Annotated in this window: 20 protein-coding genes; 14 read left to right on the top strand and 6 right to left on the bottom strand. The window is 72.4% G+C overall.

Translation table 11 applies throughout. From position 1 onward, the window contains the following. Window positions 1-6: 6 nt before the first annotated feature. Together ACZ5UI_RS25220 and ACZ5UI_RS25215 are read right to left on the bottom strand one after the other, a co-directional pair. Entirely contained in the window at window positions 7-435 is a 429-nt protein-coding gene (locus tag ACZ5UI_RS25220; protein ID WP_464192354.1) for an SRPBCC family protein, read from the bottom strand. 13 nt (window positions 436-448) lie between these two features. Continuing rightward, entirely contained in the window at window positions 449-1372 is a 924-nt protein-coding gene (locus ACZ5UI_RS25215) for an NAD(P)H-binding protein (protein WP_464192352.1), read from the bottom strand. A 194-nt stretch (window positions 1373-1566) separates the two neighbouring features. Here ACZ5UI_RS25215 and ACZ5UI_RS25210 point away from each other — a divergent pair, with 194 nt between their 5' ends. Further along, a complete protein-coding gene (locus tag ACZ5UI_RS25210) occupies window positions 1567-1791 on the top strand; it encodes a hypothetical protein (RefSeq protein ID WP_464192350.1) in 225 nt (74 codons plus the stop codon). Window positions 1792-1795: 4 nt separating this feature from the next. On the opposite strand, the gene ACZ5UI_RS25205 is transcribed toward ACZ5UI_RS25210, so the two are convergent. Continuing rightward, window positions 1796-2521 carry a hypothetical protein gene (locus ACZ5UI_RS25205; RefSeq protein WP_464192348.1) on the bottom strand — a complete coding sequence of 242 codons (726 nt, stop codon included), beginning with the start codon at window positions 2519-2521 and terminating at the stop codon, window positions 1796-1798. Window positions 2522-2586: 65 nt separating this feature from the next. Further along, window positions 2587-2937: a rhodanese-like domain-containing protein gene (locus ACZ5UI_RS25200; protein WP_464192347.1), complete on the bottom strand. Its 351-nt coding sequence runs from the start codon at window positions 2935-2937 to the stop codon at window positions 2587-2589. A gap of 71 nt (window positions 2938-3008) precedes the next feature. Between ACZ5UI_RS25200 and ACZ5UI_RS25195 the strand changes: the two genes are divergently transcribed. From ACZ5UI_RS25195 to ACZ5UI_RS25160, 8 genes are all read left to right on the top strand, one after another. Beyond that, on the top strand, window positions 3009-3974 hold the full coding sequence (locus ACZ5UI_RS25195; RefSeq protein ID WP_464192345.1) for a helix-turn-helix domain-containing protein: 966 nt from the start codon (window positions 3009-3011) through the stop codon (window positions 3972-3974). Window positions 3975-4037: 63 nt separating this feature from the next. Then, a complete protein-coding gene (locus ACZ5UI_RS25190; RefSeq protein WP_464192343.1) occupies window positions 4038-5288 on the top strand; it encodes an ArsB/NhaD family transporter in 1251 nt (416 codons plus the stop codon). Beyond that, on the top strand, window positions 5285-5755 hold the full coding sequence (locus ACZ5UI_RS25185) for a CBS domain-containing protein (RefSeq protein WP_464192341.1): 471 nt from the start codon (window positions 5285-5287) through the stop codon (window positions 5753-5755). Before ACZ5UI_RS25190 ends, ACZ5UI_RS25185 begins: the two co-directional genes overlap by 4 nt. Beyond that, window positions 5752-6960, top strand: a complete 1209-nt coding sequence (gene nhaA / locus ACZ5UI_RS25180) for a Na+/H+ antiporter NhaA (protein WP_464192338.1) — start codon at window positions 5752-5754, stop codon at window positions 6958-6960. Before ACZ5UI_RS25185 ends, nhaA begins: the two co-directional genes overlap by 4 nt. Before the next feature lie 11 nt (window positions 6961-6971). Continuing rightward, complete coding sequence (locus tag ACZ5UI_RS25175; protein ID WP_464192336.1) at window positions 6972-7766, top strand: MBL fold metallo-hydrolase; 795 nt, start codon at window positions 6972-6974, stop codon at window positions 7764-7766. A 26-nt stretch (window positions 7767-7792) separates the two neighbouring features. Beyond that, window positions 7793-8203, top strand: coding sequence for a winged helix-turn-helix domain-containing protein (locus ACZ5UI_RS25170; RefSeq protein ID WP_464192334.1), 411 nt, complete (start codon window positions 7793-7795; stop codon window positions 8201-8203). A gap of 478 nt (window positions 8204-8681) precedes the next feature. Next, the gene (locus ACZ5UI_RS25165) at window positions 8682-9107 is read left to right on the top strand and encodes a MarR family transcriptional regulator (protein ID WP_464192331.1); all 426 of its coding nucleotides are present in this window, start codon (window positions 8682-8684) and stop codon (window positions 9105-9107) included. Further along, a complete protein-coding gene (locus ACZ5UI_RS25160) occupies window positions 9104-10351 on the top strand; it encodes an MFS transporter (protein ID WP_464192329.1) in 1248 nt (415 codons plus the stop codon). The genes ACZ5UI_RS25165 and ACZ5UI_RS25160 overlap by 4 nt, the downstream gene beginning before the upstream one ends. Here ACZ5UI_RS25160 and ACZ5UI_RS25155 read toward each other — a convergent pair. Next, complete coding sequence (locus ACZ5UI_RS25155; RefSeq protein ID WP_464192326.1) at window positions 10329-11306, bottom strand: malate dehydrogenase; 978 nt, start codon at window positions 11304-11306, stop codon at window positions 10329-10331. The two genes, ACZ5UI_RS25160 and ACZ5UI_RS25155, sit on opposite strands and share 23 nt — an antisense overlap. Continuing rightward, window positions 11306-12523, bottom strand: coding sequence for an NADP-dependent isocitrate dehydrogenase (locus ACZ5UI_RS25150; RefSeq protein WP_464192324.1), 1218 nt, complete (start codon window positions 12521-12523; stop codon window positions 11306-11308). Before ACZ5UI_RS25150 ends, ACZ5UI_RS25155 begins: the two co-directional genes overlap by 1 nt. Before the next feature lie 98 nt (window positions 12524-12621). On the opposite strand from ACZ5UI_RS25150, the gene ACZ5UI_RS25145 reads away from it, so the two are divergent. From ACZ5UI_RS25145 to ACZ5UI_RS25125, 5 genes are all read left to right on the top strand, one after another. Then, entirely contained in the window at window positions 12622-14181 is a 1560-nt protein-coding gene (locus tag ACZ5UI_RS25145; RefSeq protein ID WP_464192322.1) for a hypothetical protein, read from the top strand. A 328-nt stretch (window positions 14182-14509) separates the two neighbouring features. Next, window positions 14510-16303: a glycoside hydrolase family 113 gene (locus ACZ5UI_RS25140; RefSeq protein WP_464192320.1), complete on the top strand. Its 1794-nt coding sequence runs from the start codon at window positions 14510-14512 to the stop codon at window positions 16301-16303. Window positions 16304-16322: 19 nt separating this feature from the next. Next, window positions 16323-16910, top strand: coding sequence for a TetR/AcrR family transcriptional regulator (locus ACZ5UI_RS25135; RefSeq protein WP_464192318.1), 588 nt, complete (start codon window positions 16323-16325; stop codon window positions 16908-16910). Then, window positions 16907-18547, top strand: coding sequence for an acyl-CoA dehydrogenase family protein (locus tag ACZ5UI_RS25130; protein WP_464197884.1), 1641 nt, complete (start codon window positions 16907-16909; stop codon window positions 18545-18547). The genes ACZ5UI_RS25135 and ACZ5UI_RS25130 overlap by 4 nt, the downstream gene beginning before the upstream one ends. A gap of 17 nt (window positions 18548-18564) precedes the next feature. Further along, complete coding sequence (locus ACZ5UI_RS25125; RefSeq protein ID WP_464192315.1) at window positions 18565-19719, top strand: site-2 protease family protein; 1155 nt, start codon at window positions 18565-18567, stop codon at window positions 19717-19719. Window positions 19720-19791 lie beyond the last annotated feature (72 nt).

Here is a 19791-nt window from a genome sequence, read left to right as displayed (position 1 = left end):
GCCGGATTATCCCTCGATCAGCTTCTTGAGACGCTGCAGGGAGGCGTTGGCCTCGCGCTCGGGCACGCCGCCGACCAGCGCGCGGGAGGCCACCGCGCCCAGCGGACCGAGCGGCGCCTTGAACTCGTTCTCGTAGTCGAAGCGCGTGCGCCCGCCCTCCAGCTCGGACAGCCGGTAGGCGGTGTGGGCCTTGGAGCGGGCCGGGCCGCGGCCCTCCCAGACCGCCACCTTGGGCGCCTTGGATTGGGCCAGGTCCCACTTCACGTGGAAGTTGACGCCGCGGATGCACAGCGTCTGCTCCATGTGGTCGCTGCCGTGCTTGCCCAGGTGGCGATGGATCGTCACCCAGTCGCCGAGTCGCTCGGCGTCCATGATCACGTCCCACACGTCGGTGGGCGGTGCGTCGATCTCGATGGAGCTGGTCACCTTGGTCATATGCGAGGCGCCATCATCGCGCAGCCAGGCGCTCGCCCGACTGCTCCCAGTCCCGCAGGGCCCGCTCGACGGCCGCGTCGAACCGATGCAGGCGCACGCCGAGCACGGTGTCGGCGTGGTCGTCGCGGGCCAGCAGGTCGCCTTCCAGCCCGGCCATCAGCGGCCCGATCAGCTCGTGGCTCTCGCCGGCCAGCGCGGCCGCGACGTGGGAGGTGAACCCGGTCGCGCTGAAGCCGAGGCGCAGCGGCGGGCGGCCGACGCCCATCAGCTCGGCGATGCGGGTGACGATGTCGCCGTAGGTCAGGACGTCGGGGCCGGCGATGTCCAGGCTGCGGCCCGCGGCCGTCTCGCTGGTCGCCGCGGCGGCGAGCATGGCCAGCACGTCGCGGCCGTCGATCGGCTGGGTGCGGAAGTCGCGCCAGGCGGGCAGCGGAACGATCGGCAGCCGCTCGACCAGGCGTACGAGGAAGCGGAACGAGCGGCTGGAGGCCGAGATCACGATCGAGGCGCGCAGCGAGATCGACTCCGGCGTGGTGTCGTGGAGGATCCGCTCGACCTCCAGCCGCGAGGCCAGGTGCGGCGAGGCGGCGCGCTGGGGCGGGACCAGACCGCCGAGGTAGATCACGCGGCGCACGCCGGCCGCGCGGGCGGCGTCGCGGAAGACGAGCGCGGCGGTGCGGTCGCGGGCGGCGAAGCCGTCGACGTTGGGCTCCATCGAGTGGATCAGGTAGTAGGCGACCTCGACGTCGCGCAGCGCGTCGGCCAGGCCCTCGCCGCTGACCGCGTCACCGCGCTGGACGGGGATGCCCGCCGCGGCGGCCGCCGCCGCGCGGGCCGGGTCGCGGGCCAGGCCGGACACGTCGTGTCCCGCCGCCTGCAGGCGCGGCGCGAGTTGGGCGCCGATGGCGCCGGTGATGCCGGTGACGAGGATCCGCATGGGGTGGTCCGTGGGACGACACGGAAGGCCCGCGCTACCCACCCCTGATCATGCCCATTCCGGGAAAAAACTCGGAGGATGCGGGCTCTTTCGTGAAGAAACAAGGGGTTTGCAGGGCTTTCACGAAACCTTTGCGTTTTGCGGGAAAGGCCCTGTCGCCCCGGCCACCGGTCTGGTTCGATCCCGACCTGCTGATGGCCCGCCCCAAGAAGATCTCCTGCGACGACTGCTACTTCCGGCGCAACCTGCTGTGCGCGCTGAGTCTCGAGGAACCCTGCACGACGTTCCGCCCCGACCATCCCGAGGGCCTGCGGCCACCGCCGCAGATGCGCTTCCTGTTCCGCCAGGAGCAGCGCACGAAGGCGACCTGGGCCTTCCCCACCGCTCAGGAGCAGGCCGCCCTGCACGCCGTGTCGTAGCGGGCTAGCCCTTGGGGGGCGGCGCGCACAGCTGGTAGACGGTCACCGGGCCGGAGCCCAGCACGGTCGAGGGGTAGAGGATCAGGCCGTTGGCCGCGCCCGTCCCACCCGACGCCCCCTGCGTGACGATCGCGTTGCTGGCGAACGTCCCGCTCGGACAGCCGCGGCCTCCCGGCAGGAACGTGCCACCGGCGTTCACCGCGCTCGTCGTGACCAGCTTCAGCACCGTCGCGCCCTTGGGGAGCTTGCGCCCCTTGGTCGCCCCGGTTCCCTCCGGGCCGGCCGCGAAGGTGACGGGCGAGCGTCCGCGGATCGTCGTGCTCGTCGTGGTCGCGGTCGGCAGGCACAGCACCGCCCACACCAGCGGTCCGGACTTGGTGGCGGTCAGCGTGACCGACGGCGCGTTCTGCCCGTACCAGGGCGTGAACACCGGCAGCGGCGTGGTCTCGCCGGAGGCCGAGCCCGGCCCGGTGACGTTCAGGTCGACCATCACCTGCCCGGCCGGACACTGCATCGTCAGGTCGATGGTCTGGCCGGCGACGAGCGCCAGGTCCCAGACCAGCGCCGTGGTGCCGGGCTCGACCTGCTTGGCGTAGTGGCTGCCGTAGACGTACTCCGCGGCGGTGCTCAGCGCCACCGGGACGAGCTGCCCCGCCGTGTATGCGGTCGGTGGTGGAGCGATGGCGGCGCCGGCGGGGGCGGCCGTGATCACGGCCACACCGATCGACATGAGCAGAACGCTGGACCGTTTCATGAGGGTGTTCTACACAGCCCGAGCCTCAGGGGGTGATTTGTTCACGGTCCAACAAGCCGGTCGCCGCCCACGGCGCCCTCGATCGGCAGACCTTCCCGCACCCAGTACTCGAAGCCGCCGATCATCTCCTTGACCTGGCGGCCCGCGTCGTGCAGGCGGGCGGCGGCCTTCGTGGCCCCGTTGCAGGCCGGCGACCAGCAGTAGGCGACCAGCGGACCGTCGGGCAGCGCGTCGTGGATGGAGACCGCGCCGGGCAGGTGGGCGCGGTCGTAGCTCTGGCGCGACCGGGCGTCGATCAGGGTGAAGCCGAGCTCGGCGTCGGCCTGCATGGCCGCCCACACGTCGGCGGGATCGGTCTCGAAGGCGAGCTTGGCGGCGAAGGGATTGCTCATGGGCGGCAGCGTCGCGCGAGCGCCGTGCGCGCACCAGTGGCCCAAAGGCCAATGTCCGCTAGATTTGAGCCATGCCGCATCGTGTCGCCGCGCTGGCCTTCGACGGCATGGCCCCCTTCGAGCTCGGCGTCGTGGTCGAGGTCTTCGGGCTGCCCCGGCCCGAGCTCGGCGATCGCGACTGGTACGCGCTGGACGTGTGCGCCGAGCGGGCCGGCCCGCTGGACGCGGTCGGCGGGTTCGGCCTGGTCGCCCGCCACGGCCTCGATCGGCTGGCCGCGGCCGACACGGTGATCGTCCCCGGCCAGCGCGTCGACGCACCCGTCTCCCCCGCCCTGTGCGAGGCCCTGTGCACCGCGCACGGGCGCGGGGCGCGGATCGTCTCGATCTGCTCGGGGGCCTTCGCGCTCGCCGCCGCCGGGCTGCTCGACGGTCGGCGGGCGGCCACGCACTGGCGCTACGCCGCGGAGCTGCAACGGCGCCACCCGGCGGTCGACGTCGACGCCGACGTGCTCTACGTCGACGACGGCGACGTGCTCACCTCGGCCGGCAGCGCCGCCGGGATCGATCTGTGTCTGCACCTGGTCCGCCGCGACCACGGCGCACAGGTGGCCAACCACGTGGCCCGGCGGCTGGTCGTCTCGCCGCACCGCGACGGCGGCCAGGCCCAGTTCATCGAGCAGCCGGTGGCCGTGGGCGGCGCCGACGATCCCGTGGCCCGCACGATGGCCTGGGCGCTGGAGCACATCGACGAGCCGCTGTCGCTCCCGGTGCTCGCGCACGAGGCGCACCTGTCGCCGCGCAGCTTCACCCGCCACTTCCGCCGCGCGACCGGCACCAGCCCGGCCCGCTGGCTGATCGACCAGCGCGTGCAGGCCAGCCTGGCGCTGCTGGAGGGCTCGGCGCTCCCCGTCGAGCAGGTCGGCGCCGCGGTCGGCATCCCCAACCCGGCCGCCTTCCGCCGGCACTTCGCCGAGGCCATGGGCGTGGCCCCCGCCTCCTACCGTCGGTCCTTCCGCACGCAGCAGACGACCCGCTAGGGTCAGTCGCGGTGTGCCGGGAAGCCTGGTCGGCGACACACGTCGTCGACCCCTTGGAGCCCTGTGGCCTTCGCCATCATCGTCTTTCTCGTCGCGCTGGCCGTCATCGCCTCCGAGCGCGTCGACCGCACGAAGGTCGCCTTCATCGGCGCCGCGCTCATGCTGCTGGCCGGCATCCTCAACCAGGAGGAAGCCGTCGAGGCGATCGACTTCAACACGATCGGCCTGCTCGTCGGCATGATGATCATGGTCCGCCTGACCGAGGCCACCGGGGTCTACACCTGGCTGGCCATCCGGGCCGGCCAGTGGTCGCGCGGACGGCCGTTCCACATCGTCCTGGCCCTGGGCCTGACCACCGCGGTGCTGTCGGCCTTCCTGGACAACGTCACGACGATCCTGCTGGTCGTCCCGATCACGTTCCTGCTGGCCGACGCGCTCGACATCGATCCGATCCCGCTCATCGGGCTGGAGATCTTCATGTCGAACATCGGCGGCACCGCCACGCTCATCGGCGACCCGCCGAACATCCTCATCGCCGGCCACACGGGGCTGTCGTTCGGCGCCTTCATCACGAACCTCGGGCCGATCGTGGTCGTCGTCGGCGCGGTGGTGCTGATCGGCCTGTACTACCGCTATCGATCGCGATTGCAGGTCCAGCCCGAGGCCCGCGACCGGCTGATGGACCTCGACGCGCGCCGCTCGATCGAGGATCCCGCCGAGGCCAAGCGCACGGTGCCGATCCTGGTCGCGACGATCCTGGCCTTCTTCTTCCACAAGGCGCTCGGGCTCGAGCCGGCCACCGTCGCGCTGACGGGCGCGAGCATCATGCTGCTGGTCACGCGCCAGTCGTTGCACGACACGATCGCCGGGATCGAGTGGGCCACGCTGTTCTTCCTGATCGGCCTGTTCGTGATGGTCGGCGGGCTCGAGCACACGGGGGCGCTGGACGAGGTCGCCGACGGGATCGCCTCGGTCACCGGCGGCAACCGCACGGCCGAGCTGCTGGGGATCCTGTGGGCGTCGGCGCTGGGCTCGGGCATCGTCGACAACATCCCGTTCACCGCAGCGATGCTGCCGGTGGTCGACGATCTCGGGGGCACCCAGAACGACGCCTACTGGTGGGCGTTGGCGCTCGGCGCCTGCTTCGGCGGCAACCTGACGATCGTGGCCGCCGCGGCCAACGTCGCCGCGTCGGGGATGTCGGCCCGCGCGGGCCGGCCGATCAGCTTCGTGTCGTTCCTCAAGGTCGGCGCGCCGGTGACGCTGGTGTCGCTGGTGCTCTCCACGGGATACGTTCTGGTCCGGTACGCATGAGTCCCCGGGTCATCAGCGAGTCGATCCTGCGCGACGTCGAGCCGCTGCGCGTCGACGACACCATCGAGACGGCGGTCGTCCGCCTGCTGGACGACGACATCCCCGCGCTGCCGGTCGTCGGGCGAGACGGCCGCTACGCCGGCATCTTCGGCGAGCGGGAGTTCCTCAGCGCGCTGTTCCCGGGGTACCTGCGCGAGCTCAAGGGCGCCGCGTTCCTGCGGCGTTCGATCGACGACGCGCTGGAGAAGCGCGAGGGCTGCCGGGTCGAGCTCGTCGGCGCCCACCTGTTCACCGAGCACGTCGAGGTCGGCGACGACTACTCCGACGCCGAGCTGGCCGAGATCTTCTTCCATCACCGCGTGCTCGTCGTGCCGGTGCTGACCGCCGGACGGGTGCACGGGATGATCACGCGGCACGACTTCTTCCGCGGCCTCGGGCAGCGGTTCGTGGACCGACCCGCTCCGTGAGCGGCCTGCCGCGGCTGCGGCGGCGCGTGCGCGAGCGGATCGACCCGCTCGTCGAGTACCTGCACGACGAGGCGGTCGGCGGCATCGTCCTGCTGGTCGCCGCGGTGGTGGCGATCGTGTGGGCCAACAGCCCGCTGAGCGACGCGTACTTCGACCTGTGGCACAGCGGCCTGCGCCTGGGCGTCGGGGACGCCGCGATCGACCTCGACCTGCAGCACTGGGTCAACGACGGGCTGATGGCGCTGTTCTTCTTCGTCGTCGGCCTGGAGATCAAGCGCGAGCTGGTGGTCGGCGAGCTGCGCGACCCGCGCGCCGCCCTGCTGCCCGCGCTGGCCGCCGCGGCCGGCGTCGCGCTCCCGGCGCTGATCTTCTTCGCGCTCACCGCCGGCAGCGACGCCGCCGCCGGCTGGGCGATTCCCGCGGCCACGGACATCGCCTTCGCGATCGGCATCCTCGCCCTGCTGGGCAGCCGGGCGCCGTCGGGCCTGCGGCTGTTCCTGCTGGCCATCGCGATCATCGACGACGTGATCGCCATCGCGATCATCGCGATCTTCTACTCGGAGTCGGTGTCGATCGCCTGGCTGGCCGCGTCGGCGGGGATCGTCGGGCTGATCGTGGCCCTGCGCCTGCTGGGCGTGTGGCGCATCTCCTGGTACGTCCTGCCCGCGCTGGCCCTGTGGGTGGCCGTGCACGAGTCGGGCATCCACGCGACGATCGCGGGCGTCGTGCTCGGCCTGCTCGTCCCCACCGGCGCGGTCCGCGGCCGCCAGGTCCTGGAGCTGCTCGAGCACCGCCTGCATCCGCTGAGCGCCTTCGTCGTCGTGCCGCTGTTCGCGCTGGCCAACGCGGGTGTCGACTTCGGCGGCGGGGTGCTGTCGGGCGCGCTGAGCAGCACGATCACCTGGGCGGTCGTGGCCGGCCTGCTGATCGGCAAGCCGGTGGGGATCGCCGGCGCCACCTGGGTGGCCCTGCGCCTGCGCGTCGGTGCGCTGCCCGAAGGCGTCGGGTTCCGCCACGTGGTGGGCGCCGGCGTGCTGGGCGGCATCGGCTTCACCGTGTCGATCTTCATCGCCGGGCTGGCCTTCGACGACGTCGGCCTGGTCAACGACGCGAAGGTCGGCATCTTCGTCGGCTCGATCGCCGCCGGCGTCCTGGGCGCCGTGCTCTTGCTCACACTCGGGCGTGGGCGAACCCGCGACGGGTAAGGTGCCCGCGCGTGCGCATCACGGTCCTTGGGAAGTCGCCGGCCTGGCAAGACGCCAACGGCGCATGTAGTGGGTATCTCGTCGAGGACGCGGGCACCTACATGCTGCTCGACTGCGGCAACGGCGTGTTCGGCAAGCTGCGCGCGCACGTGGACTTCGTCGACGTCGACGCGGTCGTGCTCAGCCACCTGCACGCCGATCACTTCCTCGACATCGTCCCCTACGCCTACGCGCTGCACTACCACCCGCGTCAGCAGCCGGTGCCGGTGCACGTGTGGGAGGGCACGGCCGAGCCGGCGCGGCCCAAGCTGTACGGCCCGCAGGGGACCAAGGACGTCTTCCGCCAGGTGTGCGGCGCGCTGAACGCCGAGTGCCTGGTCGAGGAGGCGTTTGACGTCTGCCAGTACGACCCGACAGATGTGCTGGAAATTGGACCGCTCAGGGTTCGTTTTCACCATGTGCCGCACTTCATCCCCACCTGGGCCGTGGAAGTGACCTCCGCCAACGGCGGCGGCCGCTTCACCTTCGGCGCCGACAACTCGCCCAGCGACGAGCTGGTGGAGTTCGCCCGCGGGACCGACCTGCTGATGGTCGAGGCGACGCTGTCCCGTCCCGAACGCACCGGATTGCGCGGGCACATGACGCCGCTGGAGGCCGGCGAGCACGGCCGCCGCGCCGGCGCCCGGCGGCTGGTCATCACGCACTTCGCCGACGACATGGACGAGGCCTGGGTGCGCGACCAGGCCGTCCAGGGCTTCGGCGGCGAGGTGAGCGTTGCCCGCGAGGGTGCAACGTTCACCGTTTGAGCGGTTTCACTGTTACTCTCACACCTATGGCTGATTTCCTCGATGAGAAGAAGCGCGAGATCGCAGAGCGCCTGAAGGAGCTGCGACCGATGGTCGAGGAGTACCAGCGCCTCGAGGCGGCCCAGCGCGCCCTGGAGGGCGTCGGCACCGAGGAGCTGGCCCCGCGCCGCGCCACCCCGGCCCGGCGCCGCAGCGCATCGTCCGGCTCCTCCGGCTCGTCCGGTGGCACCGGCCGCCGCGGCCGCCCGCGCGGCACCGGCACGCGCGCCAAGCAGGCCCTGGAGCTCGTCACCGCCAACCCGGGCATCACGATCCCCGACCTGGCCGAGCAGATGGGCATCAAGCAGAACTACCTGTACCGCGTGCTCCCCGGCCTGGAGCAGGACGGCCTGGTGCGCAAGGACGGGCGCGGCTGGCACGCGACCGTCGCGGCCTGACGTTTCGCGTTCGCGTTCGCGCACCGCAGGCGAACGACGGGCAGCGAAGGCGGGCACGAGCCATCGCGCCCCGCGCTGGACGTTGCTTGTCAGCTTTGTGCCCACTGCGGGCACCAACCTGACCAGCAACTCCCAGCGGCCTCGCGTCAAGCGTTCGCGCGCCCCCAGTCGCGTTGCTTGTCGGATCCATCGGCCTAGAGACGAGAGATCCGACAAGCAACTCGCCGAGGAGCGGCGACGCTCTGGCTCCGCCCAGGCCGGCACCGCCGCACGGCCCGTTCGCCTTCGCGGCACGAGCCATCGCGCCCCTCGCGTGCAGCGTTCGCGCGCCGCGATTCGCGTTGCGCCGGGGAGCGGCGACGCTCTGGCTCCGCCCGGGCCGGCGCTGCCGCGCGGCCCGTTCGTCTTCGCTGCCTGCCGTTCGCGTGAGCCCGCCACCACCGCGCTCGTAGCCGGTGGTTTGCTAGGCTAATTAGCGATGACAACCACTTCGCTCCACGACCTGGCCTCCCGGCTGCGCCTGACCATCGGGCGCACGAGCCGGCGGTTGCGGCAGGAGAGCGGGGGTGGGCTGTCGCCGTCGCAGAACTCGGCGCTGGTCAGCATCGACCGGCGCGGGCCGCTGACGCCGAGCGAGCTGGCCGACTGTGAGCGGGTGTCGCGGCCGACGGCGACGCGCATGCTCGCGCGGCTGGAGGAGGAGGGCCTGGTCACCCGCGCGGCCGACCCGCGCGACAAGCGCTCGGCGCTGATCAGCCTGAGCCCCACCGGTCGGGCGCTGCTCGGACAGGTGCGCGAGGCCAAGGACGCCTACCTGGAACAGCGGATGGCCGGCCTCAGCGCCGCCGAGCTGGCCACCCTCGCGCAGGCCGCGGAGATCCTCGATCGGCTGCTCGACGAATGAGCGTCGCGCTGCACCGCTCGGTCGCCTCGCTGTCGATCCCCAACTACCGCCGCTTCTTCGCCGGGCAGATCGTCTCGGTCTCGGGCAACTGGATGCAGAACGTCGCCGCGATGTGGCTCGTCCTGCACCTCACCGGCAGCGGCACGGCGGTCGGCCTGACCGCCGCCGCGCAGTTCCTGCCGATGCTCCTGTTCGGCGCCTGGGGCGGCCTGCTGGCCGACCGCATGCCCAAGCGCACGCTGCTGAGCATCACCCAGGTGCTGCTGGCCATCCCGCCGCTGGCCATCTTCGCGCTGGTCATCACCGACAGCGCCCAGGCCTGGATGGTCATCGGCCTGGTCTTCCTGGGCGGCATCGTCACCGCGATCGACAACCCCGCCCGCCAGTCCTTCGTGATCGAGATCGTGGGCGGCGACCAGATCGTCAACGCCGTCGGCCTCAACAGCGTGATCGTGCACAGCTCGCGCATCGCCGGCCCGGCCGCGGCCGCCGCCGTGATCGCACTGGGCGGCGTCGGGCCGTGCTTCCTGCTCAACGCGCTCTCGTTCGTGGCCATGATCATCGCCCTGCGGCGCATGGACCCCAAGCAGCTGCGCCCCGCCCCGCCGGCCCGCCGCGAGCCCGGCCAGCTGCGCGCCGCGCTGCGCTACGTCAACGCCACCCCGACGCTGCGCCTGCCGCTGCTGATGATGGCCGTGATCGGGACGTTCTCCTTCAACTTCCCGACGCTGCTGCCGCTGCTGGCCAAGTACACCTTCGACGGCACCGCCACGACGCTCGCGCTGCTGACCAGCGCCCTGGCCGTCGGCTCCGTCGGCGGCGCGCTGACGATCGGCACGCGCCAGCACGTCGACCGCCGCTTCCTCGTCGGCTCGGCCTTCGCCTTCGGGGCGCTGACGCTCGTCGCCGCCCTCGCCCCCACCTTCCCCCTGATGCTGATCGCGCTGGCCCTCACCGGCATGGCCAGCGTGAGCTTCGCCGCCGGCACCAACTCGGCGATCCAGTTGGCCGCCGATCCCGACATGCGCGGCCGGGTCATGGCGCTCTACTCGATCGTGTTCCTCGGCTCGACGCCGATCGGCGCGCCGATCATGGGGTGGCTGGCCGGCGCGGTGGACCCGCGCGCCGGGCTCGCGCTGGCCGCGGCGGCCGCCCTGCTGACGGCGCTGGTCGCGTGGGGCGCCACCTTGCGCGACGCCCCACGGACCGAAGCCAACGGGACTAGGACACCAGCCCGAGCTTGACGACCGCCTCGCGCTCCTCGCGCAGCTCGGCCATCGTCTTGTCGATGCGCTCCTGCGAGAAGGCCGGGATCTCCAGACCCTCGACGATCTCGTAGGACCCGCCCGACGTGCGCACCGGCAGCGAGGCGATGATGCCCGGCTCGATGCCGTAGGCACCGGTGGTCGGGACGGCCATCGAGATCACGCCGTCGGCCCCGAGCACCCAGTCGTGCACGTGGTCGATCGCCGCGTTGGCGGCGGACGCCGCCGAGGAGGCGCCGCGCGCCTCGAGCACCTCGGCGCCGCGCTTGCCCACGCGCGGGATGAACTCGTCGGCCACCCACGCCTCGTCGTCGACCTCGGCCCAGGCCTGCTTGCCGTTGACCGTCGCGTTGAACAGGTCCGGGTACATCGACGGCGAGTGGTTGCCCCACACGACGAGGTCGGAGACCGCCTCGACGCTCACGCCGAGCTTGTTGGCCAGCTGCGCGTAGGCGCGGTTCTGGTCCAGGCGCGTCATCGCGGTGAAGCGCTCGGCCGGGACGTCGGGCGCGTTGGCCTGGGCGATCAGCGCGTTGGTGTTGGCCGGGTTGCCGACCACGAGCACCTTGATGTCGTCGGCGGCATGCCCGTTGATGGCCTGGCCCTGCGGCTTGAAGATCGCGCCGTTGGCCTCGAGCAGGTCGGCCCGCTCCATGCCCTTGCTGCGCGGGCGCGCGCCGACCAGCAGCGCCACGTTGGCGCCGTCGAAGGCCTCGTTGGGATCGGAGGTGATGTCGATCTTCGACAGCGCCGGGAAGGCGCAGTCGACGAGCTCCAGCGCGGTGCCCTCGGCCGCCTTCAGCGCCGGCTCGATCTCCAGGAGGCGCAGCTCGACCTTCTCGTCGGGACCCAGCAGCTGACCGGAGGCAATGCGGAACAGCAGGGCGTAGCCGATCTGGCCGGCGGCGCCCGTGACAGTGACCTTGGTGGCCATCAGACGTTCATCTCCTTCTTCAGGTTCTCGTCAATCGCGGTGAGGAACTCCTGCGTGGTGAGGAAGGGCTCGTCGGGACCGATGAGCAGCGCGAGGTCCTTCGTCATCTGACCGTTCTCCACGGTCTGGATGCAGACCCGCTCCAGCGTCTCGGCGAACGCCGTCACGTCGGGCGTGTCGTCCATGCGCCCGCGGTAGGCCAGCCCGCGCGTCCACGCGAAGATGGAGGCGATCGGGTTCGTCGAGGTCGGCTTGCCCTGCTGGTGCTGGCGGTAGTGACGGGTGACCGTCCCGTGCGCCGCCTCGGCCTCGACCGTGTTGCCGTCGGGCGTCATCAGCACGCTGGTCATCAGCCCGAGCGAGCCGAAGCCCTGGGCGACCGTGTCGGACTGCACGTCGCCGTCGTAGTTCTTGCAGGCCCACACGTACCCGCCCTCCCACTTCAGCGCGGCGGCGACCATGTCGTCGATCAGCCGGTGCTCGTAGGTGATGCCGGCGGCGGCGAACTCCGAGGCGAACTCGGCCTCGAAGACCTCCGCGAACAGGTCCTTGAAGCGCCCGTCGTAGCGCTTCATGATCGTGTTCTTCGTGGACAGGTAGACCGGGACGCCGCGGTCGAGGCCGTAGCGCATCGAGGCCCGCGCGAAGTCGCGGATCGAGTCGTCGAGGTTGTACATGGCCATCGCCACGCCGCCGCCCGGGAAGTCGTAGACGTCCAGCTCGGTCGGCGCGCTGCCGTCCTCCGGGGCGAAGGTCAGCGTCAGCTTGCCCTTGCCCGGCACCACGAGGTCGGTCGCGCGGTACTGGTCGCCGAAGGCGTGGCGGCCGATGATGATCGGCTTCGTCCAGCCCGGCACCAGGCGCGGGATGTTGGAGATGACGATCGGCTCGCGGAAGATGACGCCGCCGAGGATGTTGCGGATCGTCCCGTTGGGCGACCGGTACATCTCCTTGAGGCCGAACTCCTCGACGCGCGCCTCGTCCGGCGTGATCGTCGCGCACTTGACGCCGACGCCGAACTCCTTGATCGCGTTTGCCGCGTCGACCGTGATCTGGTCGTCGGTCGCGTCGCGCGCCTCGATGCCCAGGTCGTAGTACTTCAGGTCCACGTCGAGGTAGGGCAGGATCAGCTGCTCCTTGATGAACTGCCAGATGATCCGCGTCATCTCGTCGCCGTCGAGCTCGACGACTGGGTCTTTCACCGTGATCTTCGCCATGAGGCAGGCGATGCTAAGACAACGCTGGCCCCAGCGCTGTCGCCAGCGGCCCGAGGTCCAGGCGTTCAGGGGGTCTGTGGCGCGGGTATCGGCCGCTCATGACCGGATGGCGAGGCCTGAGCGGCACGGTGGCCGCCATCGTGTGCGCGACCGCGATGGGCTGCGGGGGAGGCGGCGCTGACCCGCCGTCGACGACCGCCGCCACCGGCGCCGCGACCAGCCTGCGCCAGCTGACCGAGCGCTTCTCGCAGTACACCGGCCTGAACGCCGAGCTGCGCACCAGCTCCAACCGGTATCTCGACGACAGCATGCGCGTCGATCCCGCCGACGACGCGGCCCGCCGGCTCGGGGGCTTCCGGGTCGAGTGGGCCGAGGACGCGACCGAGGAGGCCGGGTCGCTGGACCGCACCGCCGGTCCGAACGGCTGGTACGTCTCCGAGGACGGCAACAGCCTGGCCAAGCCGTTCGGCCGCCACGCCGTCCTGCGCGGCTACGACTTCGACGAGCAGCCGGGGCTCCCCGCCGACCTGCTGGCCGCCGAGCGCGCCGTCCGCGCCGCGAACGCGGGCCGACCCGAGCTGCTGCCCGCGGCGGAGCGCGCGTGCAAGAACCAGCACCTGACGCCGTTGCGCGGCCCGACCGGCGCCTGCGCGGTCGACGGCGTCCCGACGACGTTCGTCGACGCCACCACCGCGCTGCGCACCGAGGCGCTCGGCGCCCGCGTGACCGGTGTCGAGATCCGCGACACGCTGGGCGAGACGTCCGCGCTGCCCCAGAAGGCCGACCCCGGTCAGACGTTCGTCGTCGTCGCCTACCGCGTGCACAACCGCACCAAGGAGGAGCTGTTCCCCGGGCACGAGCAGCTGCGGGTCGGCGACCGCACCTACGAGTCCGACCTGTCGGCCGGCTACGTGCTGGCCCGTCCGGCCTCGACGATCGAACCGGGCGCCACGGTCGAGACGGTCGCCGCCTTCCCGGTGGATCGGGCCGTGGCCGTTCGGGCCCGGGCCGGCGGCGCGCTCGTGCTGGCCACCGGGCTGCGCACGCACGGGGTGCTGCAGCCGGAGCTGGCCCAGGGCTGGATCCGCCTGGCCCGCGCGCCGTCGCAGCTGCCCAAGCTGTCGGGCGGCGCGCCACCCGCCCCGGCGCCCGCACCGCAGCCGACCGGCCCGCCGGACATCCCGGTCGAGGTGGGCAGCGGCCCGGAGATCGGCTCGGCCGCGCGCTCGGCCTACCACGCCAGCATGTTCTTCCCGGTCCCGGCGAACTTCCGTCCGGGCGGCGTCACCGTGGGCACGCGCGCCGGGCCGTGTCAGGTTCCCCGCCCGACCGACGAGGACCGCGAGCAGATCCGCCAGATGGCCGCCACGGGCACCCCCGACCGGGTCGTGGGCATCTTCGACCGGAGCCTGCTGCTGGCCGAGTGCGACAAGCTCGGCGACTTCGGGATCGTCTTCTGGACGCACGTGACGCCGAAGGGCAAGCGCATCATCAGCGGCGTGGAGATCATCCGGCGCGACGGCCGCTGGGTGGAGAACAAGGGTCGCTTCTACCCGGGTTGCACGATCCCGCTGGACGCCGCCGCGGCCTGGCAGCTGGACGTCTCCGCCTGTCCGAAGAACGCCCCAAGGCCCGAGGCCAAGGGCGATCTGGCCTGATCGGCAACCGCTTTCAGCTTTTCCCCACTTGTCTCGTTTGAGGCAGTAGTGTCGCGTTTGCCGGGTGCACGACGCATGTGCACGGACCGCTTTGCGAGGCCCCGGCGCGCCCGGCCGCCCCTGGCGGCTGTTCCCATCAGCGTCGCCGGGGTCTCGCAAAGTCGTTGATCGGCAGAACGCAAGCCGCCTTGCGCCACTCTGGAAGATTGAGTGTTCGGCCGACGTCTGGGTAGACGACGACTTACACCACCGCATCCGGGCGTGGGGAAGCGACCGGATGCGGGGCAGACAACGCGGGGACCAGGGCCCGGCGGAGGTCCCGCAACGCGTGCCCCAACTCCGATTCATCCGCCCTCGGGCCCTGACCATCGCCATCATCGGCGCGGTCGCCTTCGCCCTCACCGGCCTGCTCGCCCTGCCCGACCACCCGTCGGCGCCGGCCGCCCCATCCGAGCGCCTGGCCACCGGCTGGCAGCGTGGCGTCGCGCTGACCGACTGGAGCGAGGCGGGGCTGGGCACCCATGCGGCCGACCAGGCGATCGACGACGCGATGGCCATCGGCGCCGATCGCGTCGTGCTCAGCCCGACGCTCTACATGGCCGACGCCAACGCCGCCGGCGTCGAGCCCGACCCGACCCGCACCGCCGGCGATCCCGCCCTGCGCGACGCGATCGCCGCCGCCCGGGCCCGCGGCCTCTCGGTGACCCTGAAGCCGCACGTCGACGTGGCCGACGACCGCACGCCGCGCACGGAGATCGCCCCGGACGACCCCGCCGCCTGGTTCAGCTCCTACCGGCTGTGGCTGGTGCACTACGCGCGCCTGGCCCAGCAGACCGGCGCCGACACGCTGGTCCTCGGGGTCGAGCTGTCCGGGCTCCAGGACCAGGACACCCAGTGGCGGGATCTGGCCTCCCAGGTGCGCCGGGTGTTCACCGGCCAGCTGACCTACGCGGCCAACTGGGATGCGCTGGACCTGCGCTGGTGGGACGCCGTCGACCTGATCGGCGTGGACGCGTACATGCCGCTGACCGCGACCGACGAGCCGACCGACGAGCAGCTCGCCGCCGGCTGGGCCGGCGCCCGCGAGCAGCTGGCGGCGCTGCACGCCCAGTGGAACAAGCCGCTGCTGCTGACCGAGATCGGCTATCCCGACACCGTCGGCGCGGCCGCCGAGCCGTGGGCGCCCGACGGCGCACCCGATCCCGCGCAGCAGGCCCAGGCGGTCAAGGCCGCGTTCACCGCACTCAGCCGTGAGCCGTGGCTGGCCGGCGCGTACTGGTGGGACTGGCCGGTCGACGACGCGCAGTCCAGCGCCTACTCGCTGCGCGGCTCGCCCGCGGCTGACGTGCTCCGCGCCTGGCAGGCGCCCAGCGGCGGCCCGGTGCAGGCCGCCCTGCTGCCCGACAGCCCCGGTCCCCTGCTGGCGCTCGCGCTGGTCGGCGCGGCGCTGGCCGCGGGCGGCTACCTGCTGGGCTGGGTCGGCCGGCGCTCGCGCCGGGAGGAGGAGGCCGCGCTGGCCCGCGCCGCCCCGGCGGCCGCCCAGGACACGCGCGAGCTGGAACGCGTGCTGATGCGCACCCTGCGCGCGCACGACGCCGACACCGCCGATCATGCCGCGCGCGTGGGCGCCCTGGCCGCGGCGGTGGCCGGGCAGCTGGACCTGCCCGCCGACGAGACCGCCCGGTTGCGGCGCCTGGGCGAGCTGCACGACGTGGGCAAGCTGCGCATCCCCCTGGAGATCCTGCTCAAGCCCGGCCGCCTGAACCCGGACGAGCGCGCGCACGTGCGCCGCTGGGGCGAGTGGAGCGCCGAGCTGATCGCCCACGTGCCCGATCTGGCCGGCGATGCGCCGATGCTGGAGCGGGCCTGCCGGCTGGACGACTCGACCCCGCTCCCCGCCCAGGTGATCGCCGCCTGCGACGCGTTCGACTCGATGACCCACCGCCGGCCGTTCCGCCCGGCGATCCAGCGCCGGGCGGTGCTGGCCGCGCTGGCCGCGGACCGGCGGCTGGACAAGCGCATCGTGCAGGCGCTGGACGCGGTCGCCCCCGCGGCGGCGCCCGAGCCGACCGAGCGCCGGTTCGAGTGGGCCGGCGACCTCGTTGCGACAAGGACTGAATAGTGATTCACTTCTTGTCACGATGGCCTACCGGGCAACCGAGCGCACCGAGGCGCGCCGACTCGCGGCCCGCGAGCGGATCGTCGCCGCAGCGCATGCGCTGATCGCCGACGACGGCTACCGGGCGGCGTCGATCGCCACGGTGGCCGAGCGCGCGGGGCTGGCCACCGGCAGCGTCTACCGCCACTTCCCGTCCAAGGCGGACCTGTTCGCCGAGGTCTTCCGGCGCGCCTCCCAGCGCGAGGTCGACGCCGTCACCGCGGCGTTGGAGCAGGGCGGGGTGGCGGCCGGCGTCGAGACGTTCGCCCGCCGCGCGCTGCACGGGCGGCGGATCGCCTGGGCGCTGCTGGCCGAGCCGGTCGACCCGGCCGTCGAGGCCGAGCGCCTGGCCTTTCGGCGGGCCTTCCGCGACGCCTACGCCGCCGCGCTGCCCGATCACGTCACCGACCGCGAGCTGATCGCCGCCGCCCTGGTCGGCGCGATCGGCGAGGCCCTGGTCGGCCCGCTCTCCCCCACCGCCGACGGCGTGCGCGACGAGGACGCGCTCGTCGCCGCGCTGGTGGGCTTCGTCCTCCGTTCCGTCTCGCAAGAGGAGCCCGTCCCGTGCTGACCGAGTCGCCCGACCGCACCGCCGCCGCCAACCAGTCCGTCCCGCTGGAGGACTACGACACGTTCGCCGCCGACCGGCCGCTGGTCGAGGCGCTGACCCGCGAGGGCGCCGACTGGGCCGTCGAGCGCGCGCACGCGCTGGGCACGATCGGCGGCAGCGCCGACATCCTCGAGGCCGGCCGCCAGGCCAACGCCAACAAGCCGGTCTTCCGGCCCTTCGATCGCTTCGGCCACCGCATCGACGAGGTCGACTACCACCCGTCCTACCACCGCTTCATGAGGCTGGCCGTGGAGCACGAGCTGCACGCGCTGCCCTGGCGCGAGGGGCGGGCGGGCATGGGTGGCGCCCACGTGGCCCGCGCGGGCCTGTTCATGACCCTGTCGCGCGCCGAACCGGGCCACGGCTGCCCGATCTCGATGACCTACAGCGCCGTGCCCGCGCTGCGGGCCAGCCCCGAGGTGGCCGCCGCCTGGGAGCCGCGCATCACCTCGACGGTCTACGACGGCGCGCTGCGCCCCGACAAGCCGGGGGCGATCGTCGGCATGGCCATGACCGAGAAGCAGGGCGGCTCGGACGTGCGCGCGAACATCACCGCCGCCGAGCCCGACCCCGCCGGCGGTTGGCGACTGGAGGGCCACAAGTGGTTCTGCAGCGCGCCGATGAGCGACCTGTTCCTGATGCTCGCGCAGACCGCCGAGGGCGTGACCTGCTTCGCGGTGCCGCGGCTGCTGCCCGACGGCACCCGCAACCCGATCCGCATCCAGCGCCTGAAGGACAAGCTGGGCAACTGGTCCAACGCCAGCTCGGAGATCGAGCTGCACGGCGTGTGGGGCGAGCTGGTCGGCGAGCCCGGCCGCGGCGTGCCGACGATCATCGAGATGGTCGGCCACACGCGCCTGGACTGCGTGCTCGGCTCGACCGCCGGGATGCGCACCGCGGTCGAGCAGGCGATCCACCACGCTCGCCACCGCAGCGCGTTCGGCCACCTCCTGATCGACCAGCCGCTGATGCGCAACGTGCTCGCGGATCTGGCCGTCGAGTCCGAGGCGGCCACCGTCACCGCGATGCGCCTCGCGCGCGCGTACGACGAGGCGGCCGACGACGAGGGCGCCGTGCTGTTCAAGCGGCTGGCCACCGCGGTGGCCAAGTACTGGGTCTGCAAGCGCGGGCCCGGCCACGCCGCGGAGGCGATGGAGTGCCTGGGCGGCAACGGCTACACCGAGGAGTGGCCGCTGGCCCGCGTCTACCGCGAGCAGCCGCTGCTGTCGATCTGGGAGGGCTCGGGCAACGTGATCGCGCTCGACGTCCTGCGCGCGATGGCCCGCACCCCGGCCGCGCTCGGCGTGCTGCTCGACGAGATCGGCGAGGCGGGCGGCGCCGACCCGCGCCTGGACGCCCACGTGGCCGCGGTCGTGCGGTCGCTGCGGGACCCCGAAGGGCTGGAGTCCCGCGCCCGACGCGTCGTCGAGGACCTCGCGCTGGCCCTGCAGGGGTCGCTGCTCGTGCGCCACGCGCCCGCCGCCGTGGCCGACGCGTTCTGCGCCACGCGGCTGGCCGGCCTGGGCGGCCACGCCTACGGCACGCTGCCCGCCGGCGTGGACGTCGACGCGATCATCGAGCGACACGCCGCCATGTAGCTGGCACCATGGGGCGTATGCCCACCGGCAGTTCGATCCAGCTCGTCCGGATCTTCGGGATCCGCATCGGCGTCAGCGTCAGCTGGTTCGTCGTGCTGTTCGTGTTCATCTTCATCCTCTCGGACACGTTTCGCGACCAGCTCGGGGGGTCGCAGACCGAGGGCTACGTCGTCGCGGTCATCGCGGCGCTGCTGTTCTTCGTCTCGCTGATCATGCACGAACTCGGCCACGCGCTGGTGGCCCAGCGCGCGGGGATCGAGATCACCGGGATCGACCTGTGGTTCTTCGGCGGCATCGCCAAGATGAGCCGCGACACCAAGTCGCCGGGCGAGGAGTTCCGCGTCTCGGCGGCCGGACCCGCGGTCACGCTGGCCATCGTCGCGCTGTGCACGGCGATCGGCGTGCTCGTCGACGGCAACACGTTCTTCGACCTGGCCGTGTTCGACACGACGAACGGCAACGAGAGCGCGCCGCTGGCCCTGCTGGCCTGGCTGGCCACGATCAACGCCTTCCTGTTCGTGTTCAACCTGATCCCGGCCTTCCCGCTGGACGGCGGGCGCATCTTCCGCTCGGTCCTGTGGAAGCTCACCGGCCAGAAGGCCTCGGCCACGCGCTGGGCCGGGCGCACCGGCCAGCTGTTCGCCTACGCGATGGGCGGCTACGGCCTCTACCTGATCTTCACCGGACGGACCGCCAACGGCCTGTGGCTCGGCGTGCTGGCCGTCTTCCTGGGCCAGGCCGCGCGCGGCGCGGTCGTCCAGAGCGACGTCGACGAGCGCCTGGAGGGCGTGACGGTCGGCGACGTGATGGACCCGCATCCGTTCACCGTCGCGGCCAACCTCACGGTGATCGACGCCGCCGACCACGTCTTCGGGCCCAACGGCTGGCCCTGGGTGCCGGTGGTCGAGTCCGACGGCACGTTCGCCGGCGTCGTGCACCGCGAGGCGATCGACCGCGCGCTGGCCGACGGGCAGCCCGCGCTGAGCGTCCGCGACCTGGCCCGCGAGGACGGCTGGCGCTGGCGGATCGACATGGACGAGCCGCTCGAGGCGCTGATCGGCACCGAGGGGATGCGCCACCTGGGCGCGGTGTTCGCCGTCGACCATCAGGGCGTCCTGCGCGGCGTCGTGACGATCGACCAGGTGCGCCGAGCGCTCACCCCGGCGCGATAGCCCCCACTCGGGGGTGCCCGCGCACCCGTACGGGGGATTGAGGGCACCCGAATTTTCGCCGATCCTCTTTGG

Source organism: Conexibacter sp. JCM 18997, from assembly GCF_055391915.1.
This window is presented reverse-complemented; position numbering and strand designations above follow the sequence as displayed.

Bases quoted from the DNA above. Each gene is read 5' to 3' on its own strand.
- ACZ5UI_RS25220 (WP_464192354.1), bottom strand. From the start codon at position 435: ATGACCAAGGTGACCAGCTCCATCGAGATCGACGCACCGCCCACCGAC.
- ACZ5UI_RS25215 (WP_464192352.1), bottom strand. From the start codon at position 1,372: ATGCGGATCCTCGTCACCGGCATCACCGGCGCCATCGGCGCCCAACTC.
- ACZ5UI_RS25210 (WP_464192350.1), top strand. From the start codon at position 1,567: ATGGCCCGCCCCAAGAAGATCTCCTGCGACGACTGCTACTTCCGGCGC.
- ACZ5UI_RS25205 (WP_464192348.1), bottom strand. From the start codon at position 2,521: ATGTCGATCGGTGTGGCCGTGATCACGGCCGCCCCCGCCGGCGCCGCC.
- ACZ5UI_RS25200 (WP_464192347.1), bottom strand. From the start codon at position 2,937: ATGAGCAATCCCTTCGCCGCCAAGCTCGCCTTCGAGACCGATCCCGCC.
- ACZ5UI_RS25195 (WP_464192345.1), top strand. From the start codon at position 3,009: ATGCCGCATCGTGTCGCCGCGCTGGCCTTCGACGGCATGGCCCCCTTC.
- ACZ5UI_RS25185 (WP_464192341.1), top strand. From the start codon at position 5,285: ATGAGTCCCCGGGTCATCAGCGAGTCGATCCTGCGCGACGTCGAGCCG.
- ACZ5UI_RS25170 (WP_464192334.1), top strand. From the start codon at position 7,793: ATGGCTGATTTCCTCGATGAGAAGAAGCGCGAGATCGCAGAGCGCCTG.
- ACZ5UI_RS25165 (WP_464192331.1), top strand. From the start codon at position 8,682: ATGACAACCACTTCGCTCCACGACCTGGCCTCCCGGCTGCGCCTGACC.
- ACZ5UI_RS25160 (WP_464192329.1), top strand. From the start codon at position 9,104: ATGAGCGTCGCGCTGCACCGCTCGGTCGCCTCGCTGTCGATCCCCAAC.
- ACZ5UI_RS25155 (WP_464192326.1), bottom strand. From the start codon at position 11,306: ATGGCCACCAAGGTCACTGTCACGGGCGCCGCCGGCCAGATCGGCTAC.
- ACZ5UI_RS25150 (WP_464192324.1), bottom strand. From the start codon at position 12,523: ATGGCGAAGATCACGGTGAAAGACCCAGTCGTCGAGCTCGACGGCGAC.
- ACZ5UI_RS25145 (WP_464192322.1), top strand. From the start codon at position 12,622: ATGACCGGATGGCGAGGCCTGAGCGGCACGGTGGCCGCCATCGTGTGC.
- ACZ5UI_RS25135 (WP_464192318.1), top strand. From the start codon at position 16,323: ATGGCCTACCGGGCAACCGAGCGCACCGAGGCGCGCCGACTCGCGGCC.
- ACZ5UI_RS25125 (WP_464192315.1), top strand. From the start codon at position 18,565: ATGCCCACCGGCAGTTCGATCCAGCTCGTCCGGATCTTCGGGATCCGC.